The following is a 24,712-nucleotide window of genomic DNA, read 5'->3' as shown; positions in this document are numbered from 1 at the left end:
TTTTATACTATTAATTTAAAGAATCAAACGAAAGCTGCTTCGTCTAGTTCACGTTCAAGCTCTTTTTGGACTTCTTCAACTAGACGATCGAGTTGATCATCATTTGCACATTTGATGATGTGGACTAGTCTAGGTCTAGCATCAAGTACGATGTTTATTTTTTCTTGTCGTGTCATAAAAATCACCTACTTATTTATTTGATATAATCTCACTATGGAAGGTGGTGAGATTATGGCTTATAAAGAATCTATCGTTAAAAAGATAATCGAAATCGTTGAAATAGCTCCTAAAGGGACAAGTACCCACTATTTAGAAGGTTTCAATCAAAAAGATGTAATCGATACTGTGAACTCTCTTCATCTAAAATATCCCGACAATATTTTAGAAACAGAAAGTTATTATAGTGAGCTTGTTCCAATTGTAATTAATAAATAATTTTTAGTTATTCTCCTTTTGAATTTTTGAAGTATTTACTCAAAGGGAGAATTTCTGGTCCTACCAAAACATCTTTTATATCAACTTCATCTATAAAACATTCGATTTTTAGTTTTGGCTTGCCTGATGCTGGCATAAATAGTTCAATATTTGTTACTCCACGTCCTAATGTCCAATCATTTAATTTAATTTCATAATTTGGTGAAATTGTTGGGTTTTCAACTTTAGGTTGTATTGAGAGTTTTAGCAGATTTTTTATTTTTTCTTGTCGTGTCATTAGAATCATCTCCTCATCATTTAGTTTAGTTCCGTTTTAGTTAACTCTGTCTCTAAAAAAATATCGTCTGGTTCTTTATTAAACACCATAGCGATTTTGACTGCATTTTCATAGGAAAGTTTTCTTTTTCCTTTCTCGATCATCCAGTAAAATTCTTTAGTTAGACCAGCTTTATCAGCTACATCTTGAAATGTTTTGCCGTTTTCCTTTCTAATTTTCTCTAGATTTTTTAGCACCATTTAAGTTCCTCCCTTTGTTAACTTCAGGTTAACTATATTTTAATTAACTATTTGTTAATTGTCAATAAAAAATTACACAATTAGTTAACTTTTTTTGTATCCCTTGTGTTAACCGTTTGTTAACGATAAAATCATAATAGAAACGAGGTGTTAACATGGACTTTGGAACCAGACTAAAAGAATTAAGAAAAAGTAAGAAATTAACCCAACAACAATTAGGTGATATTATCCATGTATCTAAAGTTTCAATTTCTGGTTATGAACGTGGGGAACGAAGCCCCGACAGAGAAACTCTAACAGCACTTGCTGATTATTTTAATGTCACAACTGATTATTTATTAGGTCGAAATCAAACTCCGGATTGTGCAGATAAAGATGATTTGATTGAACTCGATAAAATACTTGATTCAAACGTAGATATGGCTTATGGCGGTGAAACTTTAACAGATGAAGAGAGACAGCGTGTTAAAGATATTTTAACTGGTTTGTTCTGGGAATTTAGAAAAGAAGATAAAAGCAAAGAGAAGTGATTTTTATGGAGAGAGACGTAATAAATCTAGCTGGTAAATTAAAGCAGAAATATAATTCTGCTAATCCTTTTATCATTTGTGAACAAATGGGCATTCAAATTAAGTACGTGCCATTTATGAATAACCCGAAAGGACAATTTCAAGAGTTATTAGGGAGATCCGTCATTCTCTTAAGCCACGAATTGAAAGAATCAGAAGAGCGTTTTTATATTTGCGCCCATGAGCTTGGTCATGCCATTTTCCACAAAGGATTATCAAGTTATTACGTCTCTACAAGAAATTCTAGAAGCAAATCAGAAAGCGAAGCGAATTGCTTTGCTGCTAATCTTATAGCCGACTTATATAAAGAAGACACACAAATGTATCCGAGAAAAATTGAAGATTTATCTCGTTTATATGGTCTTCCAGTTTCGGCTTATAGATTCTTAATTTAGTTAATCATGAATTGTGCTTTTGCTTTGTGGGGAAAGCGTGAACGGTATAGTTCTTTGATTTGGAGGCGACTATCACTGCCTGCCTTAAGTGGGAGTAATAATATTTTTTTGGAGGAGAAATAATGGCAAAGAAAAAGGTTACAGGAGAAGATGGTAAAACATATGTTATGAAAGAGAAAAAACCATTCTATAAGAGAGTTTGGTTTTGGATTCTAGTGGTAATCGTTGTGTTCATCGTTGGTGGTGCGCTAGGCGGTGGCGATGATAAAAAAGAAACTACTTCTGCTAAAACAGAAAAAGTAAGTAGCAACGATTCTGCTGAGAAAGATACACAGAGTTCTAGTGATCCTTTGAATCAGGACTTTGCTGTTGGAGATACTGTGAGCTACGAGGGCTATGAAATTAAAGTTAATAATGTGCAATACAGTAGCGGTAGTGAGTTCGATACTCCTGATAATGGAAAACAACATGTTATCGCAAACATTACAATTACTAATAATTCTGGTAAAAAGCAGTCCTATAACCCTTATGACTTCAAGCTAAATGCAGATGGTAATGCCACTGATATGGATGAAATCACTACATTAGATAATATTAACCAATTAAATAGTGGCGATTTGGATGATGGTGCTTCAGTTACTGGTGATTTGGTTGGCCAAGCTGATACAAATGCCAAGTTAAAGCTTCAATATGCTACATCTATTTGGAATGATGAAACAGTTGATATTTCTTTAAACTAATAGATCAAAAGAACAGCCTTCGGGCTTTTCTTTTTAAGCACCAAAGAACATAAGTTCGTATGTTTTATTTATGAATACGATTTTTGCTCCATCCCCTATCAGATTAAAAATAAATATTATAAAATTTCTTACTATTACAAATCATCTACGAAAGGATTGATAACATGCGTGGCGGTGTGAGAAAACGTGGAAAACGTTGGTATTATTATTTTGAAGATATCAATGATGATGGCTCAAGAAAAAAAGTGGAGAAAGTTGGTGGAGACACCCGACCAGAGGCCGAAGCTGCTTTACGAAAAGTTTTATCAGATATTGACGAAACAGGACAGTACTTTTTAGGTACGGATACTCGAGTAAAACAATACCTTGATTTTTGGATGGAGGAATACGTTAAACTAAATCTAAAATACAATACCTATGAAAACTACCGATTTACCATCAAAAATCATATAAACGGTTATTTAGGAAAGAAAAAACTTACGGATCTCTCCCCTGCTCTTTTGCAAAATTTCATCAATGATGAATTTAAAAAGGGTTACTCGAAGAAAACAATGACTATTACTCACTCTGTCCTTAAGAATGCGCTGAATATGGCGGTTTATCCTTGGGGGTTAATCAAGCAAAATCCTATGCTGTATGTAAAGATACCAAAATACGAAGAACGACCAACGACTAAAAAAGATCTAAAAATCATTTCTCTTGAGGACTTTGATCATATGCTAGAAATTACTCCTGAAGGACATCCTTTCTATATTCCTTTGAATATTGGATTTTATACGGGAATGCGCGTTGGCGAAGTTTGTGGTCTGACGTGGGATGATGTCGATTTTTCAAATGGAACAATTACTGTAGAGAAACAAATGGTAAAGAATGACGGCGCATGGGTATATGGTACGCCAAAGACAAGCAGTTCCAATCGAACGATTTTTATTGGACAAACCTTGCTAGCAATTCTGAAAAAACATAAGAAACAACAATTAGAAAATCGAATGAAGTATGGAAAGCTCTACATTGATTCAAATGCAGTATGTACGAAGGAAGAGGGTGAGCTAGTTACGCCAAGTGTGGTGAAATGGAACACAAGAAGGATATCGAATGCACTCTCCCTCTCTTTTAACTTCCATTCTCTCAGACATACTCATGCTACACTTCTTCTCGAAAATGGCGCAAAAATGAAAGAAATCTCTGAACGATTGGGCCACAGCAGAATTTCAATTACGATGGATACTTACTCGCATGTAACAGATAAGATGAGAAATGAAACGGTCGATATCATGGAAAATCTTAGAAAGAATTCGTAAGTTTTGCCACCGAAAAAAACCACCGGTGGCAAACCGGTGGCAAATCCATGTAAACATGGTTTATTTTTTACACTGTTTTCAAACAAACCTTGCTACTTCTTACTTTCTTCTTCATCCATTTTCAGAACGGCCATGAAGGCTTCTTGAGGGACTTCGACGTTACCGATTTGTTTCATTCGTTTCTTACCTTCTTTTTGTTTTTCAAGAAGTTTACGTTTACGGGAAACGTCACCACCGTAACATTTAGCCAAGACGTTTTTACGTAAGGCTTTGATGTCTGAACGAGCGACGATTTTTTGACCGATCGCTGCTTGGATCGGTACCTCGAATTGTTGACGAGGGATCAGTTTTTTCAGTTTTTCAACGATGGCTTTTCCGCGTTCATAGGCAAAATCACGGTGAACGATGAAGCTTAATGCATCGACTTTTTCAGCATTCAGCAAGATATCCATTTTCACTAGCTTGCTCTTTTGATAACCTGACATTTCGTAGTCAAGTGAAGCGTAGCCTTTCGTGCTTGATTTTAGTTTGTCAAAGAAATCAAAGACGATCTCGGACAATGGAAGATTATATACAACATTGACACGATAGTCATCTAAATAGTCCATCGTAATAAAATCGCCACGTTTACGTTGCGAAAGCTCCATGACTGCACCGACGTATTCATTAGGTACCATGATCTGTGCTTTTACAAAGGGTTCTTCGACATCTTGGATCGTGACTGGTTCAGGAAAATCAGCAGGATTATCAACAACGACCATCGAACCGTCTGTTTTGTTGACATGATAGATTACAGAAGGTGCTGTCGTGATCAATTCAAGATTGAACTCACGCTCTAAACGTTCTTGGACGACATCCATGTGAAGTAATCCTAAGAAGCCACAACGGAAACCAAAGCCGAGTGCTTGTGATGTTTCTGGTTCAAACTGCAAAGCAGCATCATTCAGTTGAAGTTTTTCCAATGCTTCACGTAGATCATTATATCGTGATGTGTCGATCGGGTATAAGCCACAATAGACCATTGGATTCATTTTGCGATAGCCTGGTAATGCTTCTGTAGCTGGATTATCCGCAAGTGTCACTGTATCCCCAACACTTGTATCTTGAACTGTCTTGATGCTTGCGGTGATATAACCGACATCACCGACCATCAGAAAGTCACGCGCAATCGTTTTTGGTGAGAAAACGCCGACTTCGGTCACATCGAAGGTCTTACCGTTACTCATCAATTTGATTTTATCCCCTGCTTTGACAACACCATCGGTGATACGTACATTTAAAATAACTCCGCGGTAACTGTCATAGATCGAATCAAAAATCAATGCTTTCAAAGGAGCTTCGATATCGCCTGAAGGTGCTGGGACATATTCCACTACTTGTTCTAGTATTTCTTCGATACCAATCCCAGACTTCGCACTTGCTAACACCGCTTCACTGGCATCGATGCCGATCACTTCTTCGATTTCATTACGCACACGCTCTGGATCTGCGGCTGGTAAATCGATCTTATTGATGACTGGTAAAATCTCTAGGTCATTATCTAATGCCAAATAAACATTGGCTAATGTTTGTGCTTCAATCCCTTGAGCGGCATCCACGACTAAGACTGCTCCTTCACAGGCAGCTAAACTTCGAGATACTTCATAGGTAAAATCGACGTGCCCTGGGGTATCGATCAAATGGAAGATGTATGTCTCTCCATTTTTAGCCGTATAGTTCAATTCTACGGCATTTAATTTGATCGTGATCCCACGTTCACGTTCTAGATCCATGGAGTCTAATAACTGATCTTGCATTTCGCGAGACGTCACAGTGTTCGTCTTTTCCAAAATCCGATCGGCCAAAGTTGATTTCCCATGGTCGATATGAGCAATAATCGAAAAATTTCGAATTTGCTCTTGGCGTTGTTTCATTTTCTTTATATCCATAGCGTCTCCTCTTTTCATATAATCAGCACTTTTCATTATACCAACGAAAAGGAGGAATTTAAAGACTTTTTCCTTCTAAGGACTTTAGAAGTTTTTTTTAGAAACTTTTGTTATACTGTGAACAAGTAACTAAATTGGAGTTGAAAAAATGGACCAAACAGATTTTAGAGAAAATTTTGAGTTGAAGCCTGTCACGGAGGAACATGTTGACCAGTTCAATGAGTTACTTTCCTATGTTTTTCAAGTCACTGACTCTGATATTGAAGAAAGTGGATTCGAAAACAAACGGGAATTTGTACGTTCCAAGCGACCGATCCTAGAATTATCAAATGTATTCGGCTGGTTTCATAAAGAAAAATTGATTTCTCAAATCGCGATCTATCCTTGTGAGGTCAATATCCATGGTACACGGTACCAAATGGGCGGTGTAACTGGCGTTGGAACCTATCCCGAATATGCCAATCATGGATTGATGCAAGACTTGATCATCGTCGCATTAGACAACATGCGCAAAAACAAACAGTGGATCTCTTATCTTTATCCTTACAATATCCCTTATTACAGGCGTAAAGGTTGGGAAATCATGTCAGATAAGTTATCCTTTAAAATACGTGATACGCAACTACCTAAACAAGTACCTGTTTCTGGTATCGTGGAACGACTGCCTGTCGATCACGAAGATGTTTTCCGTGTCTATCAACAGTTTGCGGGAAAGAATCATGGTGCACTGTTTCGTAGTGCCTTTCACTGGGAAGAATACTGGCGTTTTGAAAATGAAGAAGAACGGACTGCGGCGATTTATTACAATAGCGACAATGAACCAACAGGCGTACTTTTTTATTGGGTCGCCGAAGAAGTCTTCCATGTCAAAGAGATGTTTTATTTGAATCAAGAGGCGCGTAACGGATTGTGGAATTTCATCTCTGCACACTTTTCAATGGTTTACTGGGTACATGGTGATATCTACAAAAATGAACCCCTTGCTTTCTTATTAGAAGATAGCCAAATCAAAGAACAGATCGAACCTTACTTTATGGCAAGGATCGTTGACGTCAAAGAATTTATCCAGCGCTTCCCTTTTTCTGGTACAGCAGAGGATTTCCATTTCATCGTGGAAGATTCCGTGGCGCCTTGGAACAATGGGGTATTTGGCTTGACGTGGCGAGATGGTCGTTTGTCGATCGTCAACGAGCCCCTTGGAAAAATGGTTCGCTTAGATATCCAAACCTTGACATGTCTAATGATGAATTATCGTCGTGCTTCTTACCTTGCTCGGATCGAACGCTTAACGACGGATGAGGACATGGTCAAGACATTAGAGCGGATCATTCCAAACATGGAAGCTTACTTTAGTGACTATTTCTAATACAAAGGATGTTGAAACGAATGAATATTTATTTTGCAGCGCCACTCTTTGCAAAAGGAGATTTGCTTTATAACGAATCTCTTGTCAAAAAAATCAGAGAGATTTCTTCTGATTTGTCGATCTATCTGCCACAAGAAAACGAAGCAATCAATGACAAGACTGCGTATGCAGATAGTAAAATGATTGCCTTGGCTGATACGGAAAAAGTGCTAGAAAGTGACTTGATGATCGCACTTTTAGACGGCTTGACCATCGATGCCGGAGTTGCTTCTGAGATCGGTGTCGCCTATGCTAAAGGCATCCCGATCATTGGTTTATATACAGACAGCCGCCAACAAGGAGCGACTCATCCAAAAAAAGTCGCTGCCTTGCAACAGGCTGGTGAAAATCAGTTCCATTATTTAAATCTTTATACGGTCGGCTTGATCAAGTTGAACGGAACGATCGTGTCTTCTGAAGAAGCACTATTCGAAGCATTGAAATCATATCTAGCTGGGGGAAATATTAGTGAGTAAGACAGTAAAAAAAGTTCAGATTGCATTAACGATTTTCGGTCTATTTGTTGTTGGTTATAACATTTTCGAATTTGTAACAAACAAATATTCGACTACACAAGGAATCACCTTTATCGTAGAATCACTGGCAGGTATCCTATTGATTTATTTGCCACAGATCGTTCGCCGATTATTCAAGATCCATGTTCCTGATGCAATTGTTTTATTTTATTGGTTTTTCTTGTTCATTTCTGTCTTTTTAGGAACAGGTATGCACTTGATCAGTATTATTTCATTTTGGGATAAAATCTTACACGCCGTTAGCCCGATGGTTCTGACTGCCTTAGGTTACGGTTTGATCGGTTTCTTGCTGAAAGATGCGCCAATCGAAAAAACAAGTCCTTGGTTATTTCTCTTATTCGGATTTGCTTTTGCTGGATTGTGCGGTGTTTTTTGGGAATTCTGGGAGTTTTTATGCGACCAATTCTTAGGAATGAATTTGCAACGGTTTGCTGCTTCTGATGGTACGCTTTTCGTCGGACGCGAAGCATTGATGGATACAATGGGTGACTTACTAACTAATACAGTCGGCGCCTTTATCATGGGAATTTATGCGTGGGTGCAAGTGAAAAAAGATCCAGCACATTTTGAGAGCTACCGACTACAAAAATTAGATCACTGATCAATCGTAGCAAGTATGATAAATAAATAAAAAAATTGGCAAGGGATTAAACAAAATCCCTTGCCAATTTTTTTCAATTCTTTATTTTAAAAGACTCATTCCAACCACACCGACTACATACACCAATGTACCCAAATAGACTGAGCGTTTTTCTAATGACGTCTTCTTCTCTCTCAAAAGAATGATACTTCCATAGGTCGCGACAAGCAAACTCATTTGCGAAAAGGAATAAGTAATACCCACACCTAAAGACGCAGATACAGCAAATAACGTCGTATTAGCAATCACCCAAGAACAACCGGTGACGATATTTCGAGCAATGGCATTGAGTTTCAATTGTCTGATCTTCTTCATTGAGATGATCATTCCTCCAACAAACATGCCGATGGATTGAGGTAGAAACACTTGCGGTCCATGAATATCAAAATAACTAGTGATCGTTACATATAGCATCAAAAACCCAGATGAAATGCACAAAAAGACAATGACTTGTTTGGCAACTGCGCCATTTCCGTTGCTTGTTTTTGTCACTAATAATATACCAACTAAGATAACAGTTAAAGCCACGATCGACATGATAGCTACAAAAACACTTGTCCATTCTAAAAGAAAAATACCTGAAACAAGCGTGACAAATGCTAATTGTGTCCCAACAGATATGGGCATGGCTTTTGACACTTCGGCCTTTTCTAGCGCACGGAACTGAAAGTATTGTCCCACCGCCCAGAATACTCCAGATAAAAAACAAATAATGAATGAAACCGTTTGGTACGTTACTTGCTGAGACAAACTAAATATCAAGCCAAATAGTAAGGCAGCAATGGTGGTGCCGATCAACTGTTCTTCTGACTTTCCTCCCATGATCTTAGATAATATCGGCATCATTCCCCACCCTAATGCTGGGATCAAAGCTAAAAATAAAAGGTGTATCGACATAATTTCTCCTCTTTCAATTTCACAACTAAAGGGAGGCACAAGTAGTCAACTTGCTGTTCCTAAAACCCGCTAAACGGTGTTCCAGATGCAACTCCTTGAGAATCAACTTGTGCCTCAACGTTTTTTTATTTTGTTAATAAATAAGTGGCTAAGCCATAGCCGCTGATCGTTTTTGTCTCTGTCACTTCTTCTTCCAAGGCATTGATACGTGTGTATTTAAACCCTGCAAAAAGCTTCTCTGGCTCAAGGTAACGCTTTTCTGAGGTTCCATTGACTAATCGAATCACTACACCTTCTGAGTAATAAGCATTATGGATCGCACTGACAGCCAATCCTTCTTCCAAATCTAACGAGATCTGCGTATACGTATTTTCACTCAAACTAAGTGGGTGGATTCTACTTTGGATCTTATTGTCGATTCGATAAACGAAGTAATTCAAATCTTGCAATTGATACGAAATCGACGGTTGTTCTTTTTCTGATTTCCATGTCACTAATGTGTGTTCTGAAATATCAGTTGGCGCCATGCGCACCGAAAAATCAAATTCGATCAGTTGATTTTCCATTTGAGCAAGTGGTGTCTCCATCATGATATGCCCTTTTTTCGTCGTATCTCCTGAAGCTCGTCCTGGACGATACATCAAATCTGGTTTCCCTAACGAATCCGTCGTGGCTAATACTGTGACATATAAGGAGTCATTGATATATTCGTATTCTTTACTTTGTTCGGTGTAAAACACTAATGCCTCTTCAGCGCTATACGCGATCACTTGTTTTTCAAATGGTTCGATATTTACTGGCATCTCAGAGTATTTTTGTTCCCAATCGTTCATTGACTGGTTTGTTTTTTCTAAGTAACCAAATTGGATCGCAGAAACAACTTTTTCAATTGATTGATTCAACTTTGTTTTGATACGGATACGGTGATTTAACACAGAATTTCTAAAAGAAAGACAACCTTGGACCTCTCCCTGATTCGTTAACTTCAATGTCAGCTGGTAAGCGAAGACTTTCGTTGTTTGACCGGCGATACGTTCTGCCAATGTATAAGGAAGCTCTAGTTTTCCTTCCAAGATCAAGTTTTCTTCGTTGCCTTTACATGAATCAAATGTCAAAGAGAATGGGTGATCATTAGGTATAGGCGAATAATCGTAAGTATCGCCGGCATTGCTATCATCCACGATCGTCAAGAAGTCTCTGATCGTTTGATTACCATCTGAAAAGACAAGTTGTCCCTCTTCAAAAGTCAAAGAATAGTTACCTTTTGAGATCATCGTTCGTGGCGTCATATCAGGTAGATCAGCTGTAGTGTGTTCAACGAAATCGAAGACTTGATAACCTAGTCCATCAAAGGAACAATCAACTGCTACTTGTAAAATATAGTACCCTGGTTCTTCGATAAAACGATTGCCAGCAGGTGTTTCTTCCATGATATTTTGGCGGCTAGGCACATAATCCATCGAGATGACGGCAGAATCATGGCCCAATACTTCGATTTGATTGACTTTTGAGATAAGTTTTACCACTTTTTTTCCTTTGAAAGGTGTAACTGAAGTATTCAAAATCAAGAATTGTTGATCTGTCAGCTGTAGTCCTTCAGAAATTCTTTTCAATACCAAGTTTTCGATACTGTCACAGATTTCTGATACTTCTTTCAAACGATGGGCGATGTCTTGCGCGACACTATCTGACACACAGCCGGCTAAACTGTCATGTGCTTGGCACTCAAATAATTTTTTCCATGCCTTCATGACTAAGCGATTGCTCAAAACGATGCCTAGCTCCTTCGCAATCACGACCATTGGTTCGATTTCAAGTGTCAGTTTATTCTCTAATCTGAAAATCTCACGTTTTAGATCCATACGGACAGAACCGATCGTCTTATGCACACGGGCAAAAACAGGTGCGCGAAACTCTCCTTGATACTCTTCCAGATCCTTTTGACGGATCAAATCCATGAACGCTTGATACGTGCTTGTTTGATAGTTATATTTACCGATTTGATTGATTTTATCGATTTTCTCTTCTAAAGACGAGATGATCCCTAATTGATCGTTTCCTGTTGGGATCAAAATTTCTGTTTCATCTGCGTAGCTCTTGATGAAATCAATACCTTTGTCTAATCGTCCTTCCACATAACTCTTCGTTGGTTCTAGTTGTTGTTGCGCACCATAGCCTTGAGGAAAGTTCACCGCATACAATTCATTCTCTCCACTCAAACTTTTCCATTTGAAATATGGCGAGTGGACATGTTCACCTAAGTCGATCCCACGCCAAAAAATGATATTGTCAAACCCAGCTTCGTTTAAAATCGTCGGCATTTGTGCGTTGAATCCAAATGTATCTGGAAGATAACCAATAGGTAGATACTCCCCATATTTTTTACTTTCAAAGACGCCCACCATTGCATTTCTTAAAATAGACTCACCCGAGGCAAAAAACGCATCAGTTTGTGTAAACCAAGGGCCAATAAATAATTGACCCTTCGCAACTAATTCTTTGATCTCTGATAATTTTTCTGGATATAGTTCTAAGTAATCATCTAAGATCGAAAGCTGTCCATCTAAAACAAAAGTAGCATTAGGTTGTCTTTTCAACTCTTCCAAAACATCTGTAAACAACTGATCACTTAAAACGATGCAATCCATTGAAGTAAAGTACCATTCTCTATCCCAATGTGTGTGATTTACAATGTGTATATTTGTCATAGTTACGCTTCCCATTGTTCTTCCCAAGCAGCTTCATCAAATTCTTCAACTGCTGATTCTACTTCTTGTCCAGCATCTTTTGAACGTAGCACGCTAGTTAAGATCGCGATGAACAATGCACCTGTAGCGATCGAAAGTACATAGATCGGCCATTTTTCTACGGTGAACCAGCCATAGAATCCTGAGATCGGTGCAGTGTTCACTGCCCCTAAACCAACTGCCATCGCTGAACCTAATGCAGAACCAATCATATTGATCGGGATCACTTTCAATGGATTTTCAACGGCAAACGGGATCGCTCCTTCAGAAATACCGACAAGTCCCATGATCACAGCTGATTTTCCAGCTTCTTTTAATTCATTGTTGTATTTGTTTTTCGCAAAGATCGTGGCTAATCCTAACCCGATTGGTGGAATGATGATCGCCACTTGTGCCGCTGTATTTGGTGCATAAACATTACTAGTCAATAGTGCCATTGCTGTTGTCACTGCCGCTTTATTGACTGGTCCACCTAAGTCAAATCCAACCATTGCGCCAACGACTGCTGCCATAACGATTGCATTTCCACCACTTAAACCGTTCAACCATGATTCTAAACCAACGTTCAATGCTGCAAATGGTGTACCGATCACATAATTGACTAATAGAACGGTGATCAATGTGCCTAATACTGGTACTAGAAATACTGGTACAACGGATGCCATTGATTTTGGCAATTTGATTTTGTTTTTGATCAACAAGCACGCATAACCCGCAATCAAACCAGAAACGATTGCGCCTAAAAAGCCTGCATTGATATCTTTCACTAACATCCCACCAACTAAACCAGGAGCAATCCCTAATTTGTCTGAGATGGAATAGGCAATAAATGCGGAAATCACTGGGAACATCAAACCAAGGGCTGTGCCACCGAAGCCATCTAAACTATGCAATAAACGAATGATTGCATTACCACTCTCTCCATGAGAACCGTCCCAAATATCAACAATCCCGTAAAATGAACCACCCACACGAGAGATGGCCATGATGACCGCTCCAGCGATCACCAAAGGTATCATATAAGAAATTCCTGTTAAAACATGGTTTTTGATTTCACTTGCTATTTTTTTCATTTACTTTCTCCCCCACTGATTAATTGATTAGTCGATCATTCCTAAAGCTTCTTCGATTACTTTTTCTGCATTCTTGATTGGTGCTGCGACTGGTACTTTTAAGATTGTTTTGCCTTTGAAACGTTCTTCATTTCTCACTTTTGTATCCACTGCAAAAATAACGACTTCGCCAATGTTGCAATCTTTTTCAGTCAATTCATTTTCGATACCTGTTGCTCCTTGTGTTTCCACTTTGATCAAATCTCCACGTTTTGCTGCTGCTTTCTTAAGTGCTTGGGCTGCCATATACGTATGAGCGACCCCTGTAGCACAGGCTGTAACTGCGATAATTTTTCTTTTCATTTCTTTTTCCTCTTTTCGTTTGTTTATTCGCTTAATAGTTTCGCGATTTGTTGTTTATCTGTCTCAGTTTTTAGTTGTGCCGTAATGTCATCATCCATTAATTTCATCGCAATTTCAGATAAGATCCTTAGATGAGTATCCCCTTTTTGTGACTCTGGGATCGCTAATAATATGACCACAAAAACTGGCTCTTCATCTAATGATTGCCAATCGATTGGTTGTTTCAATCTTGCAAAAACAATTGCTGGCTCACTGACTGCTTCACTTTTCCCATGGGGAATGGCAATATTGTTACCAATGCCTGTCGTCGAATGTTCTTCTCTTTCTAACACAGACTGGATATACGCTTCTTTGTCGTTGACTATTCCGTTATTCGTTAAAACTTCTGCTAATTGACGGATCGTTTCTTCTTTCGTTGTACTTTCCATATCTAAAAAAATATGATTAGAAGGTAGTAAAGTTGCAATGCTCATATTAAAATTCCTCTTTCAAATAGTTTTTGATCTCATTTTTAGTTCCTTTTAACAAATATTTTTTTTCACCAGATTCGATGATCTCTAGCATGATATCATAGACTTCTTCCAGCTCTTGCGCTGTTTCATCTTTGATACAGATGAAAAATAAATATTTGACTTTCGTTTCTCCCCACATCAATTCATTGGCTAAACGCAAAAAGACGATGGCTGATTTTTTGACGTATTTAGGGGCCCCGTGTGGTGTCGCAAATTTTCCAAAAGAGGTAAAAGAAAGCTGTTCTCTTTCTAAAGAAGAAGAAATGATTTCTTCTTCCGCATATCCATTATCAATCAATTGCTGTCCAACGAATTGGATCACTTCTTGATAGGCTGTGAATGAATGATCCAAAAAGATCAAGTCATCTTTGATCAACTTTCCAAAGTGATTCGTTGATTTGATTGGTTTATTTTGGGCATTTTTTAAAAATTGTTCGATTTTCTGACGTTCTAATTTGTTGAGAACCGGTGAAACATTGATCGTTGGTATCGTCTCTAGGTTCAAGTTGACAGTCGATATCACCAGATCTTCATCGATCGATGTCTGCATCAACTCTTGGATTGAAAGTATCCTAGAAATCTCGATCTTCTCATAATTTCTACGAAGTCGGGCAGCCAAGAGTTGCGAGGTGCCTTTTCCACTACTACAAACAAGTAAGACGCTGACCTTCTTTTGATGTTTTTCTTCTTTTTGTTCTTTCATTGCTTGGATGTGGACAGCAAGAAAAGCAACTTCATCTTCTGGGACGTTGATGGCAAAATCTTGGCTTAAGGCGTTCGCTAATTGGATTGCTTCTGTAAAAGCCACAGGAAAGTTTTTCTTCACATCTTGTAAAAAAGGATTATGGATCAACAGCCCTTTTTTGATGCGCAAGACTGCTTCTTTGATGTGGGTAACCATTCCTAAAATGATACTTTCATTGTAAAGGGTTACATTTTCGTGAATCAATTGCCGAATGCGTTTATCCGTCACTTCATTCATTTTCTTGGTTTGTTCAAGTAATGTGTCACCTTCTAAATGTAAGTGAATATAACGAACCTCAGAAGACGGTAGCGTCAATGAGAAAGTTTTTTCTAGTTTTAGAATGAATAAATCAAATGGTTTATTTTCTCTGACTTTTCCGTAGACTTCTTCGCTTTCTAAATAATTATCCTCTCTTATGCGATCGATCATGATCAACAGATGGAGCAATAATGAATGATAGGTCGTATCATTCAACCTTATTTGTGCATGCTTTAGATATTCTTGCAGCAATGTATCAACTAATGTGATATTGTTCATGTCGATGAACTCATTGACAAAAGGAGGAATGCCTTGGATCGAGTGTAGATATAGTTGATTCTTTTTGGTGATTTTCCAATTACTACCCCAAAAATAGTAAATCAGATCAAAGGCTAAGCGTCTTTTTTCTTGCTCTGATAAGTTTAAAAACGAACCTTTACCAGGCAATCGATCGATGCTAACGTTGAAATGGCGGAAAATCTCATGGACTTGGTTCATATCACCTTCTAATGTCGATTTGCTTATAAATAGTGTATCTTGTAGTTCTTGGCGAGTGAAATAGGTCTTTTTTTTCAAGAGTTCAAAACAGAGGAATTGAATACGTTCTTTTTTAGAAGCCGGAACTGTTACCATGTTCGTTGTATCGATCTGATTTAATATTTCGTTTGGATCACCGTTGATCGAGACACCGACTCGTGGTTTTCTGATTAGTTCGATGGTCGTTCCGCTAAATAGCTCATCGATCAATTTTAGTGATTGTGAAACTGTTTTATTCGATAAATTCATGTGTTTCGCTATTTTTGTGACCGTCGTATGTTCGTTCATCAAAATATATTGAATGATTGCTTTTTCCCGTTCCTTGATCATCACACTATCACCTCATCTACATTTCCTATCTTAGCTTGTCTACCGATTTATGAAAACACTTACTTTTACCGTTTTGAATACAGTAAATCATAGGTTTAGTCGCTAACTTGACGACCACCATTCATTTTTTGGTTTCTGGTCCTTCAATGAACCAAGTAATTGTTTATTAAGTATAGACGAAAAAAAATACCTGTCAAAGCTAGAGACTATTAGTAATAGTCTTTTACTTTGACAGGCAATGTTTTCTTCCTCAATCATGCATCAGAGTTGGCGTCGCATTTCCTATTATTCATCTTCGGGTAGGCTTTCTGTGGCGAATGCCAAGTGGTGATCAAATAAAGTAATCGTTACTTTCGATTTCGGCATGATCTTCCCTGCTACGATTTCTTTAGCCAATGGCGTTTCTACTTCTTTTGTAATGAATCGTTTCAATGGGCGTGCGCCATATGCAGGCTCATACGCATTTTCTGCAATCCATGTTTTTGCTTCGTCACTGATTTCCAAAATGATTTCTTGATGTTCTAAACGATGTGCCAAATGAGAAATCATCTTGTCAACGATCCCTTTGACATTGTTTAGACTTAATGGTGTAAATAGAATCGTGTCATCGATACGATTCAAAAATTCTGGTTTGAAATGGCCACGAAGGATCGTTCTCACTTGTTCTTCGACTTCTTCTGGTATCGTACCTTCCGCGGTAACACCTTCCAACAATAATTGAGAACCGATATTGCTTGTCATGATCATCACCGTATTTTTAAAGTCAACGAGACGACCTTTTGAATCCGTCAAACGGCCATCGTCTAATACTTGTAATAAAATATTGAAGACATCTGGATGTGCCTTTTCAATTTCATCGAGCAAAACGATCGTATATGGGTTTCGTCGCACAGCCTCTGTTAGCTGTCCACCTTCTTCGTAGCCAATGTAACCTGGAGGGGCACCAACTAAACGAGAAACAGCATGTTTTTCCATGTATTCACTCATGTCGATCCGCACCATATGCTCTTCAGAATCAAACAAGTTTTCTGCTAAAGCTTTTGCCAGTTCCGTTTTACCGACACCTGTTGGTCCTAAGAATAGGAATGAGCCCAATGGTCGATTTGGATCTTGTAATCCCGCACGAGAACGAATGACCGCATCACTCACTGCGTCTACCGCTTCATCTTGCCCAATGACACGTTTATGAAGAGTTTCATTCAACTTGATCAGTTTTTCTCGTTCACCTTCCACGAGTTTCGTTACTGGAATCCCTGTTAAACGGCCAACAACTTGAGCAATCTCATTTTCAGTGACAGATTCTTGTACCATCTTGATATCACTGTCTTTTGTTTTTGCTTCTAGTTCTGCTAATTCTTTCTCTAATTGTGGAATCGTTCCATGACGTAAAACAGCGGCACGCTCAAGGTCATAATTGTTTTCTGCGTCTTCTAATTCATGTTTTGCCTTATCGATTTCTGCACGTTTAGAAGAAACGGTATTTACTTCTTCTTTTTCAGTTTCCCACTGCATCTTCATCGCATTGGCTTCTTCTCGAAGATCGGCTAGTTCTTCTTGTAAGTTCTTCAAACGTTTTTTACTTGCATCATCAGATTCTTTCTTCAATGCTGCTTCTTCGATCTCCAACTGCATCAAGCGACGAGTCACTTGATCTAATTCCGTTGGCATGGAATTCATTTCTACTCGGATCGTAGCACTTGCTTCATCGATCAAATCAATGGCTTTATCAGGTAAAAAGCGATCTGTGATATAGCGATCTGATAATGTAGCTGCCGCAACCAAAGCATTGTCATGGATATTGACGCTATGGTGGATCTCAAAACGCTCTTTCAATCCTCGAAGAATACTAATCGTATCTTCAACAGTTGGTTCCTTCACTAATACTTTTTGGAAACGGCGCTCTAACGCTTTGTCCTTTTCCATGTATTGGCGGTATTCATCTAAAGTAGTTGCACCGATCAAATGAAGTTCACCACGTGCTAACATCGGTTTAAGCAAGTTACCGGCATCCATACTACCTTCCGTTTTTCCTGCACCGACGATGTTATGGATCTCATCAATGAACAAGATGATCCGTCCATCGCTTTTCTTCACTTCTTTCAAGACTGCTTTCAAGCGTTCTTCAAATTCTCCACGGAATTTCGCTCCGGCAATCAAGGCACCCATATCTAAAGAAAAAATGGTTTTATCTTTTAAGTTTTCTGGTACGTCTTTGCGAACGATACGTTGAGCTAATCCTTCAACGATCGCTGTTTTACCAACGCCAGGTTCCCCGATCAACACAGGGTTGTTTTTAGTTTTACGCGATAAGATCCGGATCACATCACGAATCTCTTCGTCACGTCCAATGATCGGGTCCATTTTGCCACTACGGACTTGTTGGACAAGATCGACACCATATTTTTCTAACGCTTTATATTGTTCTTCTTGATTTTTAGAGGTCACACGCTCTCCTCCCCTCATGTCTTCGATATTTTTACGCAATTCTTTTTCATTCAGCCCCTGTTTTGTCAAATAAACAGTCAGTGGATAATTTTTTAATTTCATTAATGCTAGTAGCACGATCTCAGTAGATAAGAATTCATCGCCAAAACTTTCTCTCAGTTGATCCGCTTCATTCAATAAATGAAAAAGATTTTGACTAAGATTTTGTCCATATTGAACATTGCTGCCTGAGACTGTTGGATACTCATCTAACACTCGATCAATCTCTTGTTCAAACGCATCTGCGTCGATTCCTGCATCTGTATAGAGATTACGCCCAAAATGATTCGGTTGTAAAAAGATCTTCCATAAATGGACAATGTCGATTTCTTGATGCGTTCTTGTCATCGCTACTTGTTGTGCTTCTGCAATCGCTTCTTGGAGCGTAGTTGTCATTTTTTCGCTATTCATGTATTTCCCTCCTATGGTAGAAGTTGTTTGGTCAAAGACAACTATATCTTTCTCTGACGTCTGAAACATCCGTCTAAAGTCTCGTTTCTTTAACCTTTACATGATTATTATACTCATTTGGTCAGTTTTGGTCAAAGATAATACTCACAATCATCAAAAAAAATTTGAGACAGAAGTTACACTCAATTTTATCTGTCACTCAAAACCAAATAAACGACAGAAACAGAAGAAAACTCTACAAAAATAAGGGTAACAACCACAAACATTTGCAGAACATTTTCGTGGTTGTTGCCCTTGATTATAGAGGCTGCTTCTATTTCGACCTTGAGGTATTTTTTTTGATTATTGCTTAGCACAAACTAGTTGATTCATCGAAATCAGGTCATGATGATTGATTTTGATGAGCGAGGGCTGAAATAAAGTGGCTGATATTTTTATATGAATCATTTAAACCGATTCCGCCTTTTTTAGGCATTTTGATTATGTTGATCTTTTCAGTGTAAATGGCAAAGGCAGGATTTTCTTCAGACATCGCTGCTACACTGGGAATTCCTTGTTCGCTGAATGCCAAGGCTAATTGGGCTGCCATCATTCCAAAATTAGCATAATGCATCGCGGGTCCACAAAGAACAGCATCTGCACTAAATTTTTTAGCAAATCCTACAAATTTTTTATTCACCTCTTCTTGGTGATCAAGATAATACTGATCACCACAATACAATGTAGCAACGATTTCCGTATCATGTTCTTGAAAAAGTGGATTTAAGGTACGCCCTGGTCCAAGAGCTGTTTTTTTGCCACTTGGTGGTAACTGGGCATTTTCATCACTGCCCATGCCAGCAGTCAAATGATTGAGAATCAAGACTATTTTTTTCATTTCTACGGCCTCTTTTCCTATAAATCATCAAAGTCGAATTCGTCAAAATCGATTTCTTCTTCTTCCTGTACCGCCTCTGCTTCTTCTTTTAAGTACTGATTATCTAGCACTTTGATAAAAGGATAATAAATAGCCATCCCTAGTACGATCAAGAGGGCTTGCAAAATAGATGCCTGCCAACCACTAACTAAGAAGCCAGAGATGATCGGTGGTGTTGTCCACGGCAATTGAATACCATTTGTATAGTTTACTAATCCTAATTCCATACAAAAATAGGAAATGATGATATTGATCGTAGGTACGAGTGCAAATGGAATCAGTAAGACTGGATTTAAAACAATTGGTAAACCAAAAATAATCGGTTCATTGATTCCAAAAATCCCTGGTACTAATGACAATTGCGACAATTTTTTCACTCGTTGGCTTTTGCATACTAGAATCATGACTAGAATCAATGAAAGCGTAGATCCCCCACCACCAAAAGTAGCAAACATATCTTGAAATTGACCTGTGATGATATTTGGTATATCTGCGCCATTTTTGAAGGCATCTAAATTTTCAACGGACAGTGCTCGTAAAATCGGATTGAATACTGCACCAACCACACTCGAACCGTTGATACCAAAAAACCAAAAAAAGTGTAAGAATAAGTAGGCAATGATCATTGCGCCTAGAGTATTTCCTAAGCTAAGTAAAGGAGTTTGTAGGAACTTAAACAGTATTTCTTGTAAATTACCATATGAGGTTAGATTCGCTAACCAATTGACAATCATAAAAAGTGTGACGATCACAAAACTTGGGATCAACGCTTCAAAGGATTGCACGACGGTTGGTGGCACACCCTCAGGCATTTTGATCGTCCAACCTTTACGTAATAAAGCGACAAACAATCGGGTCGCAACCAAAGCCACGACCATCCCTAAGAACAGGCCACTAGAGCCCATCCAACGTAATGGCAAGCTTCCTACTTCATAGACTTCAGTGGAACCTTCTGGTGTAAATAAGGTTGTAAAAGGGGTCACGATAAAAAAAGCGACTAATGAAATAATTGCCGCTTGCATGGCATCTACTTTAAATTGTTTTGCCAAACTATATCCGATTCCTCCAACTGCTAGAATCGTCATAATATCAAAACTTGCCGTGGCAGGCATATTCAACATCGTTGCCCAGTTATCTCCGAGAATACTGCTCATCGTTTCATTCCAATTTGGAATTGGAAAATTAGTCAAAACTAAAAAGAGCGATCCTACGATTAGTAAAGGTGTTGATAGTAAAAAACCATCACGAATCGCAATCAAATACTTATTTTCACCGATTGTTTTCGCCATTGGTGTTAACACGCGTTCTAACCAATCCAAAAATTTTTGCATGTTTCTTCCTCCCATCCATCTGTTTTATTTTTGTTTGAGGACACAATTCTTCGATCGAAAATCTCATTTTGTCACTCTACTTTGTCGCTTTTGATTTTTTGATCAAACCTAAGACTTCTTTTAACGCTTTTTCCCCGTCCATCATGCCATATGTTTCTGGAGCAATCGTGCCAACAGGAATGCCCATTGGTTCAAATGTTTCTTTCATTTTACTCGCTAAATGACGGACTTGAGGTCCTAGCAAAATAGCCACAGGTTTTTCTTGTGCTACTTTTTCTTCCGCATGGATCGCAGGAAAAGCTGCAATTTCTAAGGGCATCTTGTGTTTTCTGACGACTTCCATCATTTTATTGACCATAATACTGGTTGACATTCCTGCTTCACAAAATAAATAAATTTTTTTAGTTGCCATATCTATTCCTCCAGTTTATTCTTGTTAACCGTTTGTTCGATTGCACCTTTAGATGGGTGCTTTTATACGTGCTTCATAGGCATCAAGCCATTCTTGCGTGATTGGTGTGATCACTGTCGACTGATCCGGACCAGGGTTTGCCATGAAAATTGCTGGTTCTTGGGTCATCGTTGCCACACTAAATGTAAATTCAACGTTCGTCGCTACCCCCCATTCACCATATTTATCTAATGCTATTAACGAGAACGCGCCCGCTTTGCCATAACGTTTGCGCAATCGCTCATCAAATCCATAAACAGCTCGATCACAAGCTGCTTGTGGCGTACATCCATTCCCCATCAATCGAACGATTTCATATGAGAGGCAACCTTTCATAAGATCCTCCCCTAAGCCTGTAGCTGCTGCACCGCCAATCGTACTATCCACATAAAACCCCGAACCAGATAATGGCGAATCCCCTACACGTCCATGTTTTTTCATAAATAAACCGGAACTAGATGTTCCTACTGCCATCTGTTGTTGCGTATCAAGTGCGACGACCCCAACCGTATCATGGCCATCGTAGGGATCTAAATTCAACGTTGCGATTTCTTTTACTCGCTGTTCCCAGATTTTCTTTGCACGTGGGGTCAACATATTCTTTCGTTCAAAACCAGAGAGCATCGCATACTCTGTTGCTCCTTGTCCTACCCGAAAACTATTGAATTTTTCATCACTCAACTGCCGAGCAACAGAAATCGGATTGGCCACATCAGTAATTCCGGCTACTGCACCAATCTTAAATGTTTCCCCATCCATAAAAGCAGCATCCATTTCCACGATTCCTTTTTCATTTGGTAATCCACCATAACCGACGGATTTATAAAATGGATAATCTTCTACTGCTTTGATCGCCGTTTCCACAGCATCTTTACATGAAAACTGTGCTTCTAATTGTTGTTTAGCCGCTAAGACACCTTCATGTGCCATGCGCCAAGTTGCAATCATTCCCCACATTTTTTTCCCTCCATCGCTTCGTATTTGTAGCGCTTTCAAGTATATTCTATATGGTATATACTATTATGTCTATACTAAAAACGAGTTTCTCTTTAAAACTCATCGTTTTATTAGAAACTCGTTTTACATGAAATTTATTTTTCAATTATTGGTTTTATCGTCATGTTTTATTCTGTTAATGCTTGGAGGCTGCGCATGTAGATTTCTAAATTTGTTCGTAAGTCTGCGACATCCATGTATTCATTTGCGGTGTGGGCAATCCCTTTTTGTCCTGGAAATGAAGGGCCAAATGCTAAGATATTCGGCATTTTACGCGCATAGGTGGCGCCTGTCGTCGTTACCGGTTTAGGATCATTACCGGTTACTTGATGATAGATCGTTGACAGTGTGGCGATTTTTTTTGACTCTTCTGTACGACAAAATCCAGGAATACTGCGAATGACTTCCAAATCAACACCTAGAGGCAATTGACTTTTCAGCCGTGACACTACTTGTTTTTCTGAGACGGTCACCGGGTAGCGAAAAGCAATTTCTAATAGCATGCCTTCTGGAGACTTTTGTAACACAACAGGAGTTAAAATCAACTTGCCTGAATCTTCGTCTTCAAGTGCTAAATCAACTCCTTCTCCGAAATGCTTTTGATGAAGACTTTGACTAATCCAGCGGAAATAGTTCTGGGCGATTGGTGGGATCCTTTGTCCTTCCGCCAGTTTTGTCGCCAAGATCGTGATGGCATTTTCTCCTAGCTCAGGTGCGTTACTGGGAGCGTGTTTCCCACTGGCGCTTACTTCTTGTTTGGCAATTCTCACGTGCAGTTGATCTGGAACATGATCACGGAACTGGTCTCCTTCGAATCGACTGATTTGTTGACGTTCCTCTTCGGGTAAAGTAAAGTGGAGGACAACATTTACGATACCACGTTCGCCATAGACCACGGGATATTTACAATCGGGTGTGAAACCAAATGACGGAGGACTTTCCTCAGCTAAGTAGTGAGGAATATCTGACATGCCACTTTCTTCATCCGTACCAAAGATGATCCGAAGATTCTTTTTTGGCTGATGTCCTAGTTCCTTTAATAGTTTCATGCCATACAGACAACACATGATGGGCCCTTTATTGTCTAATATTCCTCGACCATAAAAACGATCCTTTTTCTCACTGAGATCAAACGGCGGAAACTCCCATCCTTGACCAGCAGGGACAACATCGAGATGTCCAAGGACCCCGATATGATCACTTCCTTCATCCCCCCACTGGGCATAACCGATCGCATCATCAATTACTTTTGTTTGGAAACCATATCCTGCACTTTTTTTCATAACTAAAGAAAGAACCGAGCGTACTTCTTTACCAAAAGGAGCTCCTGGTCTCGCCTCTGATTTGACACTAGGAACTTGCATCACTTGTTTGAGTAAATCCAGAAAATCCAGCCAATTCTCTTCGATTGCTGTATTGATTTGATCCATTTTTCACCTCTTATTTTTGACGTATCAATGTATTCTTAAACGTATATTGATCTGCACGATAAAAAGACGTGTCGAACAATATCGGTTTAGCAGATGGAGAATAAGTCATTGAATGGACGAGAAGCATTGGATCATCTTCTGATACATGCAATAACTTGGCAATATCCGGTGGACTTTTGACTGCTTCGACTTCTTGATGCGCGTAGCCAATCTCAATGTTTGTTTCAATTATTTCATACAATGAAGACGCCAGCTGATCTTGAGGAATCTCACCACTTTCATTTTGCAAATAACGTTTTAGTATATAGAGGTTTTCAACCGTCATCGGTTCATTATCAAAGTAACGCAAACGAGACAGATAAACCATTACTTCATTTCCATAATCAGCGAACATCTGACGAATCTTCATCGGCACTTCTTTTACGATTTCAACCTGCAAGACTTCGGTTCTGGTCTTTTTCCCTTGTGCCTTGGCAGTTTCAGTGAAACTTTGTAAACCACCAGAGCCGCTTTGGATCTTCGGTTGCTTCATGACATAAGTCCCTTTTCCTCTTTCTTTCACTAAGATGTTTTGAGTAATCAAAAGGTCAATTGCTTTGCGCACCGTCAGTCGACTGCATTGAAATTCTTCAGCTAAATCATAATCAGAAGGCAACTTTTGACTAGTTACATAGATTCCATCATTGACCCGTTGTGCAATTTTATCAGCTATATCTTGGAAAACCGCTTGTTTTTTCACTTCATTACCTACTTTCTAACTACGTATCATTCATCATACGGTCGATTC

25 protein-coding genes are annotated in these 24,712 nt (G+C 38.8%); 8 read left to right on the top strand and 17 right to left on the bottom strand.

The genetic code is table 11. The features are described from left to right. Positions 1–23: 23 nt before the first annotated feature. Positions 24–176, bottom strand: a complete 153-nt coding sequence (locus tag CUS89_RS16020) for a hypothetical protein (protein WP_002301569.1) — start codon at positions 174–176, stop codon at positions 24–26. Positions 177–231: 55 nt separating this feature from the next. Between CUS89_RS16020 and CUS89_RS03120 the strand changes: the two genes are divergently transcribed. Further along, positions 232–435: a hypothetical protein gene (locus tag CUS89_RS03120; RefSeq protein ID WP_002301568.1), complete on the top strand. Its 204-nt coding sequence runs from the start codon at positions 232–234 to the stop codon at positions 433–435. A 7-nt stretch (positions 436–442) separates the two neighbouring features. On the opposite strand, the gene CUS89_RS03115 is transcribed toward CUS89_RS03120, so the two are convergent. After that, a complete protein-coding gene (locus tag CUS89_RS03115) occupies positions 443–712 on the bottom strand; it encodes a hypothetical protein (protein ID WP_002301567.1) in 270 nt (89 codons plus the stop codon). A gap of 20 nt (positions 713–732) precedes the next feature. Beyond that, a complete protein-coding gene (locus tag CUS89_RS03110; protein ID WP_002337216.1) occupies positions 733–951 on the bottom strand; it encodes a helix-turn-helix transcriptional regulator in 219 nt (72 codons plus the stop codon). A 155-nt stretch (positions 952–1,106) separates the two neighbouring features. Here CUS89_RS03110 and CUS89_RS03105 point away from each other — a divergent pair, with 155 nt between their 5' ends. The 4 genes from CUS89_RS03105 (at position 1,107) to CUS89_RS03090 (ending at position 3,956) form a co-directional block, all read left to right on the top strand. Continuing rightward, positions 1,107–1,481 (top strand): helix-turn-helix domain-containing protein, encoded by a 375-nt coding sequence (locus CUS89_RS03105; protein ID WP_104871011.1) that lies wholly within the window; start codon positions 1,107–1,109, stop codon positions 1,479–1,481. Between the two features lie 5 nt (positions 1,482–1,486). Further along, positions 1,487–1,915, top strand: a complete 429-nt coding sequence (locus CUS89_RS03100; protein WP_104760062.1) for an ImmA/IrrE family metallo-endopeptidase — start codon at positions 1,487–1,489, stop codon at positions 1,913–1,915. Positions 1,916–2,037: 122 nt separating this feature from the next. Beyond that, entirely contained in the window at positions 2,038–2,655 is a 618-nt protein-coding gene (locus CUS89_RS03095) for a DUF4352 domain-containing protein (RefSeq protein ID WP_104871010.1), read from the top strand. Positions 2,656–2,819: 164 nt separating this feature from the next. Further along, complete coding sequence (locus CUS89_RS03090) at positions 2,820–3,956, top strand: site-specific integrase (RefSeq protein ID WP_104871009.1); 1,137 nt, start codon at positions 2,820–2,822, stop codon at positions 3,954–3,956. Between the two features lie 92 nt (positions 3,957–4,048). Here CUS89_RS03090 and lepA read toward each other — a convergent pair whose 3' ends face one another. Further along, on the bottom strand, positions 4,049–5,884 hold the full coding sequence (gene lepA, locus CUS89_RS03085) for a translation elongation factor 4 (RefSeq protein WP_104871008.1): 1,836 nt from the start codon (positions 5,882–5,884) through the stop codon (positions 4,049–4,051). Positions 5,885–6,032: 148 nt separating this feature from the next. Between lepA and CUS89_RS03080 the strand changes: the two genes are divergently transcribed. Genes CUS89_RS03080 through CUS89_RS03070 form a run of 3 tightly spaced genes read left to right on the top strand, consistent with a single transcriptional unit; the run spans position 6,033 to position 8,426 of the window. After that, positions 6,033–7,250 (top strand): GNAT family N-acetyltransferase, encoded by a 1,218-nt coding sequence (locus tag CUS89_RS03080; RefSeq protein ID WP_104871007.1) that lies wholly within the window; start codon positions 6,033–6,035, stop codon positions 7,248–7,250. Between the two features lie 20 nt (positions 7,251–7,270). Next, entirely contained in the window at positions 7,271–7,765 is a 495-nt protein-coding gene (locus CUS89_RS03075; RefSeq protein WP_071867692.1) for a nucleoside 2-deoxyribosyltransferase, read from the top strand. Further along, on the top strand, positions 7,758–8,426 hold the full coding sequence (locus CUS89_RS03070; protein WP_104871006.1) for a hypothetical protein: 669 nt from the start codon (positions 7,758–7,760) through the stop codon (positions 8,424–8,426). The genes CUS89_RS03075 and CUS89_RS03070 overlap by 8 nt, the downstream gene beginning before the upstream one ends. An 81-nt stretch (positions 8,427–8,507) precedes the next feature. Here the strand turns inward: CUS89_RS03070 and CUS89_RS03065 are convergent, their stop codons facing one another. The 13 genes from CUS89_RS03065 to CUS89_RS03005 form a co-directional block, all read right to left on the bottom strand. After that, positions 8,508–9,362, bottom strand: coding sequence for a GRP family sugar transporter (locus CUS89_RS03065; protein WP_104871005.1), 855 nt, complete (start codon positions 9,360–9,362; stop codon positions 8,508–8,510). Between the two features lie 125 nt (positions 9,363–9,487). Continuing rightward, positions 9,488–12,070, bottom strand: a complete 2,583-nt coding sequence (locus CUS89_RS03060) for a glycoside hydrolase family 38 N-terminal domain-containing protein (protein WP_104871004.1) — start codon at positions 12,068–12,070, stop codon at positions 9,488–9,490. Positions 12,071–12,072: 2 nt separating this feature from the next. Next, positions 12,073–13,182, bottom strand: coding sequence for a PTS fructose transporter subunit IIC (locus tag CUS89_RS03055; RefSeq protein WP_019723575.1), 1,110 nt, complete (start codon positions 13,180–13,182; stop codon positions 12,073–12,075). A 27-nt stretch (positions 13,183–13,209) separates the two neighbouring features. Then, complete coding sequence (locus CUS89_RS03050; protein WP_010735334.1) at positions 13,210–13,524, bottom strand: PTS fructose transporter subunit IIB; 315 nt, start codon at positions 13,522–13,524, stop codon at positions 13,210–13,212. Positions 13,525–13,547: 23 nt separating this feature from the next. Then, on the bottom strand, positions 13,548–13,997 hold the full coding sequence (locus CUS89_RS03045; protein ID WP_104871003.1) for a PTS sugar transporter subunit IIA: 450 nt from the start codon (positions 13,995–13,997) through the stop codon (positions 13,548–13,550). 1 nt (position 13,998) lies between these two features. Then, positions 13,999–15,906, bottom strand: a complete 1,908-nt coding sequence (locus CUS89_RS03040) for a BglG family transcription antiterminator (RefSeq protein WP_104871002.1) — start codon at positions 15,904–15,906, stop codon at positions 13,999–14,001. Positions 15,907–16,191: 285 nt separating this feature from the next. Continuing rightward, complete coding sequence (gene clpB, locus CUS89_RS03035; protein ID WP_104871001.1) at positions 16,192–18,801, bottom strand: ATP-dependent chaperone ClpB; 2,610 nt, start codon at positions 18,799–18,801, stop codon at positions 16,192–16,194. 382 nt (positions 18,802–19,183) lie between these two features. After that, positions 19,184–19,678 (bottom strand): GrdB-related putative oxidoreductase, encoded by a 495-nt coding sequence (locus CUS89_RS03030; RefSeq protein WP_104871000.1) that lies wholly within the window; start codon positions 19,676–19,678, stop codon positions 19,184–19,186. A gap of 17 nt (positions 19,679–19,695) precedes the next feature. Then, positions 19,696–21,048, bottom strand: a complete 1,353-nt coding sequence (gene celB, locus CUS89_RS03025) for a PTS cellobiose transporter subunit IIC (protein ID WP_104870999.1) — start codon at positions 21,046–21,048, stop codon at positions 19,696–19,698. Positions 21,049–21,124: 76 nt separating this feature from the next. Further along, the gene (locus CUS89_RS03020; protein WP_104870998.1) at positions 21,125–21,460 is read right to left on the bottom strand and encodes a PTS sugar transporter subunit IIB; all 336 of its coding nucleotides are present in this window, start codon (positions 21,458–21,460) and stop codon (positions 21,125–21,127) included. A gap of 48 nt (positions 21,461–21,508) precedes the next feature. After that, positions 21,509–22,456, bottom strand: a complete 948-nt coding sequence (locus CUS89_RS03015; protein WP_104870997.1) for a N(4)-(beta-N-acetylglucosaminyl)-L-asparaginase — start codon at positions 22,454–22,456, stop codon at positions 21,509–21,511. Positions 22,457–22,623: 167 nt separating this feature from the next. Then, positions 22,624–23,925 (bottom strand): Sapep family Mn(2+)-dependent dipeptidase, encoded by a 1,302-nt coding sequence (locus CUS89_RS03010; RefSeq protein ID WP_104870996.1) that lies wholly within the window; start codon positions 23,923–23,925, stop codon positions 22,624–22,626. A 10-nt stretch (positions 23,926–23,935) separates the two neighbouring features. Next, the gene (locus tag CUS89_RS03005; protein WP_104870995.1) at positions 23,936–24,664 is read right to left on the bottom strand and encodes a GntR family transcriptional regulator, LSA1692 subfamily; all 729 of its coding nucleotides are present in this window, start codon (positions 24,662–24,664) and stop codon (positions 23,936–23,938) included. Between the last annotated feature and the right edge of the window lie 48 nt (positions 24,665–24,712).

This window comes from Enterococcus mundtii (assembly GCF_002947535.1).
Classification (GTDB): Bacteria; Bacillota; Bacilli; order Lactobacillales; family Enterococcaceae; genus Enterococcus_B; species Enterococcus_B mundtii_B.
This window is presented reverse-complemented; position numbering and strand designations above follow the sequence as displayed.

What these genes read in the sequence shown, in the direction of transcription:
- CUS89_RS03065 (WP_104871005.1), bottom strand. Translation starts at nt 9,362, where the DNA reads ATGTCGATACACCTTTTATTTTTAGCTTTGATCCCAGCATTAGGGTGG.
- CUS89_RS03045 (WP_104871003.1), bottom strand. Translation starts at nt 13,997, where the DNA reads ATGAGCATTGCAACTTTACTACCTTCTAATCATATTTTTTTAGATATG.
- CUS89_RS03010 (WP_104870996.1), bottom strand. Translation starts at nt 23,925, where the DNA reads ATGGATCAAATCAATACAGCAATCGAAGAGAATTGGCTGGATTTTCTG.
- CUS89_RS03055 (WP_019723575.1), bottom strand. Translation starts at nt 13,182, where the DNA reads ATGAAAAAAATAGCAAGTGAAATCAAAAACCATGTTTTAACAGGAATT.
- CUS89_RS03080 (WP_104871007.1), top strand. Translation starts at nt 6,033, where the DNA reads ATGGACCAAACAGATTTTAGAGAAAATTTTGAGTTGAAGCCTGTCACG.
- CUS89_RS03095 (WP_104871010.1), top strand. Translation starts at nt 2,038, where the DNA reads ATGGCAAAGAAAAAGGTTACAGGAGAAGATGGTAAAACATATGTTATG.
- CUS89_RS03105 (WP_104871011.1), top strand. Translation starts at nt 1,107, where the DNA reads ATGGACTTTGGAACCAGACTAAAAGAATTAAGAAAAAGTAAGAAATTA.
- CUS89_RS16020 (WP_002301569.1), bottom strand. Translation starts at nt 176, where the DNA reads ATGACACGACAAGAAAAAATAAACATCGTACTTGATGCTAGACCTAGA.
- CUS89_RS03090 (WP_104871009.1), top strand. Translation starts at nt 2,820, where the DNA reads ATGCGTGGCGGTGTGAGAAAACGTGGAAAACGTTGGTATTATTATTTT.
- clpB (WP_104871001.1), bottom strand. Translation starts at nt 18,801, where the DNA reads ATGAATAGCGAAAAAATGACAACTACGCTCCAAGAAGCGATTGCAGAA.
- lepA (WP_104871008.1), bottom strand. Translation starts at nt 5,884, where the DNA reads ATGGATATAAAGAAAATGAAACAACGCCAAGAGCAAATTCGAAATTTT.
- CUS89_RS03110 (WP_002337216.1), bottom strand. Translation starts at nt 951, where the DNA reads ATGGTGCTAAAAAATCTAGAGAAAATTAGAAAGGAAAACGGCAAAACA.
- CUS89_RS03075 (WP_071867692.1), top strand. Translation starts at nt 7,271, where the DNA reads ATGAATATTTATTTTGCAGCGCCACTCTTTGCAAAAGGAGATTTGCTT.
- CUS89_RS03115 (WP_002301567.1), bottom strand. Translation starts at nt 712, where the DNA reads ATGACACGACAAGAAAAAATAAAAAATCTGCTAAAACTCTCAATACAA.
- CUS89_RS03040 (WP_104871002.1), bottom strand. Translation starts at nt 15,906, where the DNA reads ATGATCAAGGAACGGGAAAAAGCAATCATTCAATATATTTTGATGAAC.
- CUS89_RS03030 (WP_104871000.1), bottom strand. Translation starts at nt 19,678, where the DNA reads ATGAAAAAAATAGTCTTGATTCTCAATCATTTGACTGCTGGCATGGGC.
- CUS89_RS03015 (WP_104870997.1), bottom strand. Translation starts at nt 22,456, where the DNA reads ATGTGGGGAATGATTGCAACTTGGCGCATGGCACATGAAGGTGTCTTA.
- CUS89_RS03060 (WP_104871004.1), bottom strand. Translation starts at nt 12,070, where the DNA reads ATGACAAATATACACATTGTAAATCACACACATTGGGATAGAGAATGG.
- CUS89_RS03050 (WP_010735334.1), bottom strand. Translation starts at nt 13,524, where the DNA reads ATGAAAAGAAAAATTATCGCAGTTACAGCCTGTGCTACAGGGGTCGCT.
- CUS89_RS03020 (WP_104870998.1), bottom strand. Translation starts at nt 21,460, where the DNA reads ATGGCAACTAAAAAAATTTATTTATTTTGTGAAGCAGGAATGTCAACC.
- CUS89_RS03120 (WP_002301568.1), top strand. Translation starts at nt 232, where the DNA reads ATGGCTTATAAAGAATCTATCGTTAAAAAGATAATCGAAATCGTTGAA.
- CUS89_RS03100 (WP_104760062.1), top strand. Translation starts at nt 1,487, where the DNA reads ATGGAGAGAGACGTAATAAATCTAGCTGGTAAATTAAAGCAGAAATAT.
- celB (WP_104870999.1), bottom strand. Translation starts at nt 21,048, where the DNA reads ATGCAAAAATTTTTGGATTGGTTAGAACGCGTGTTAACACCAATGGCG.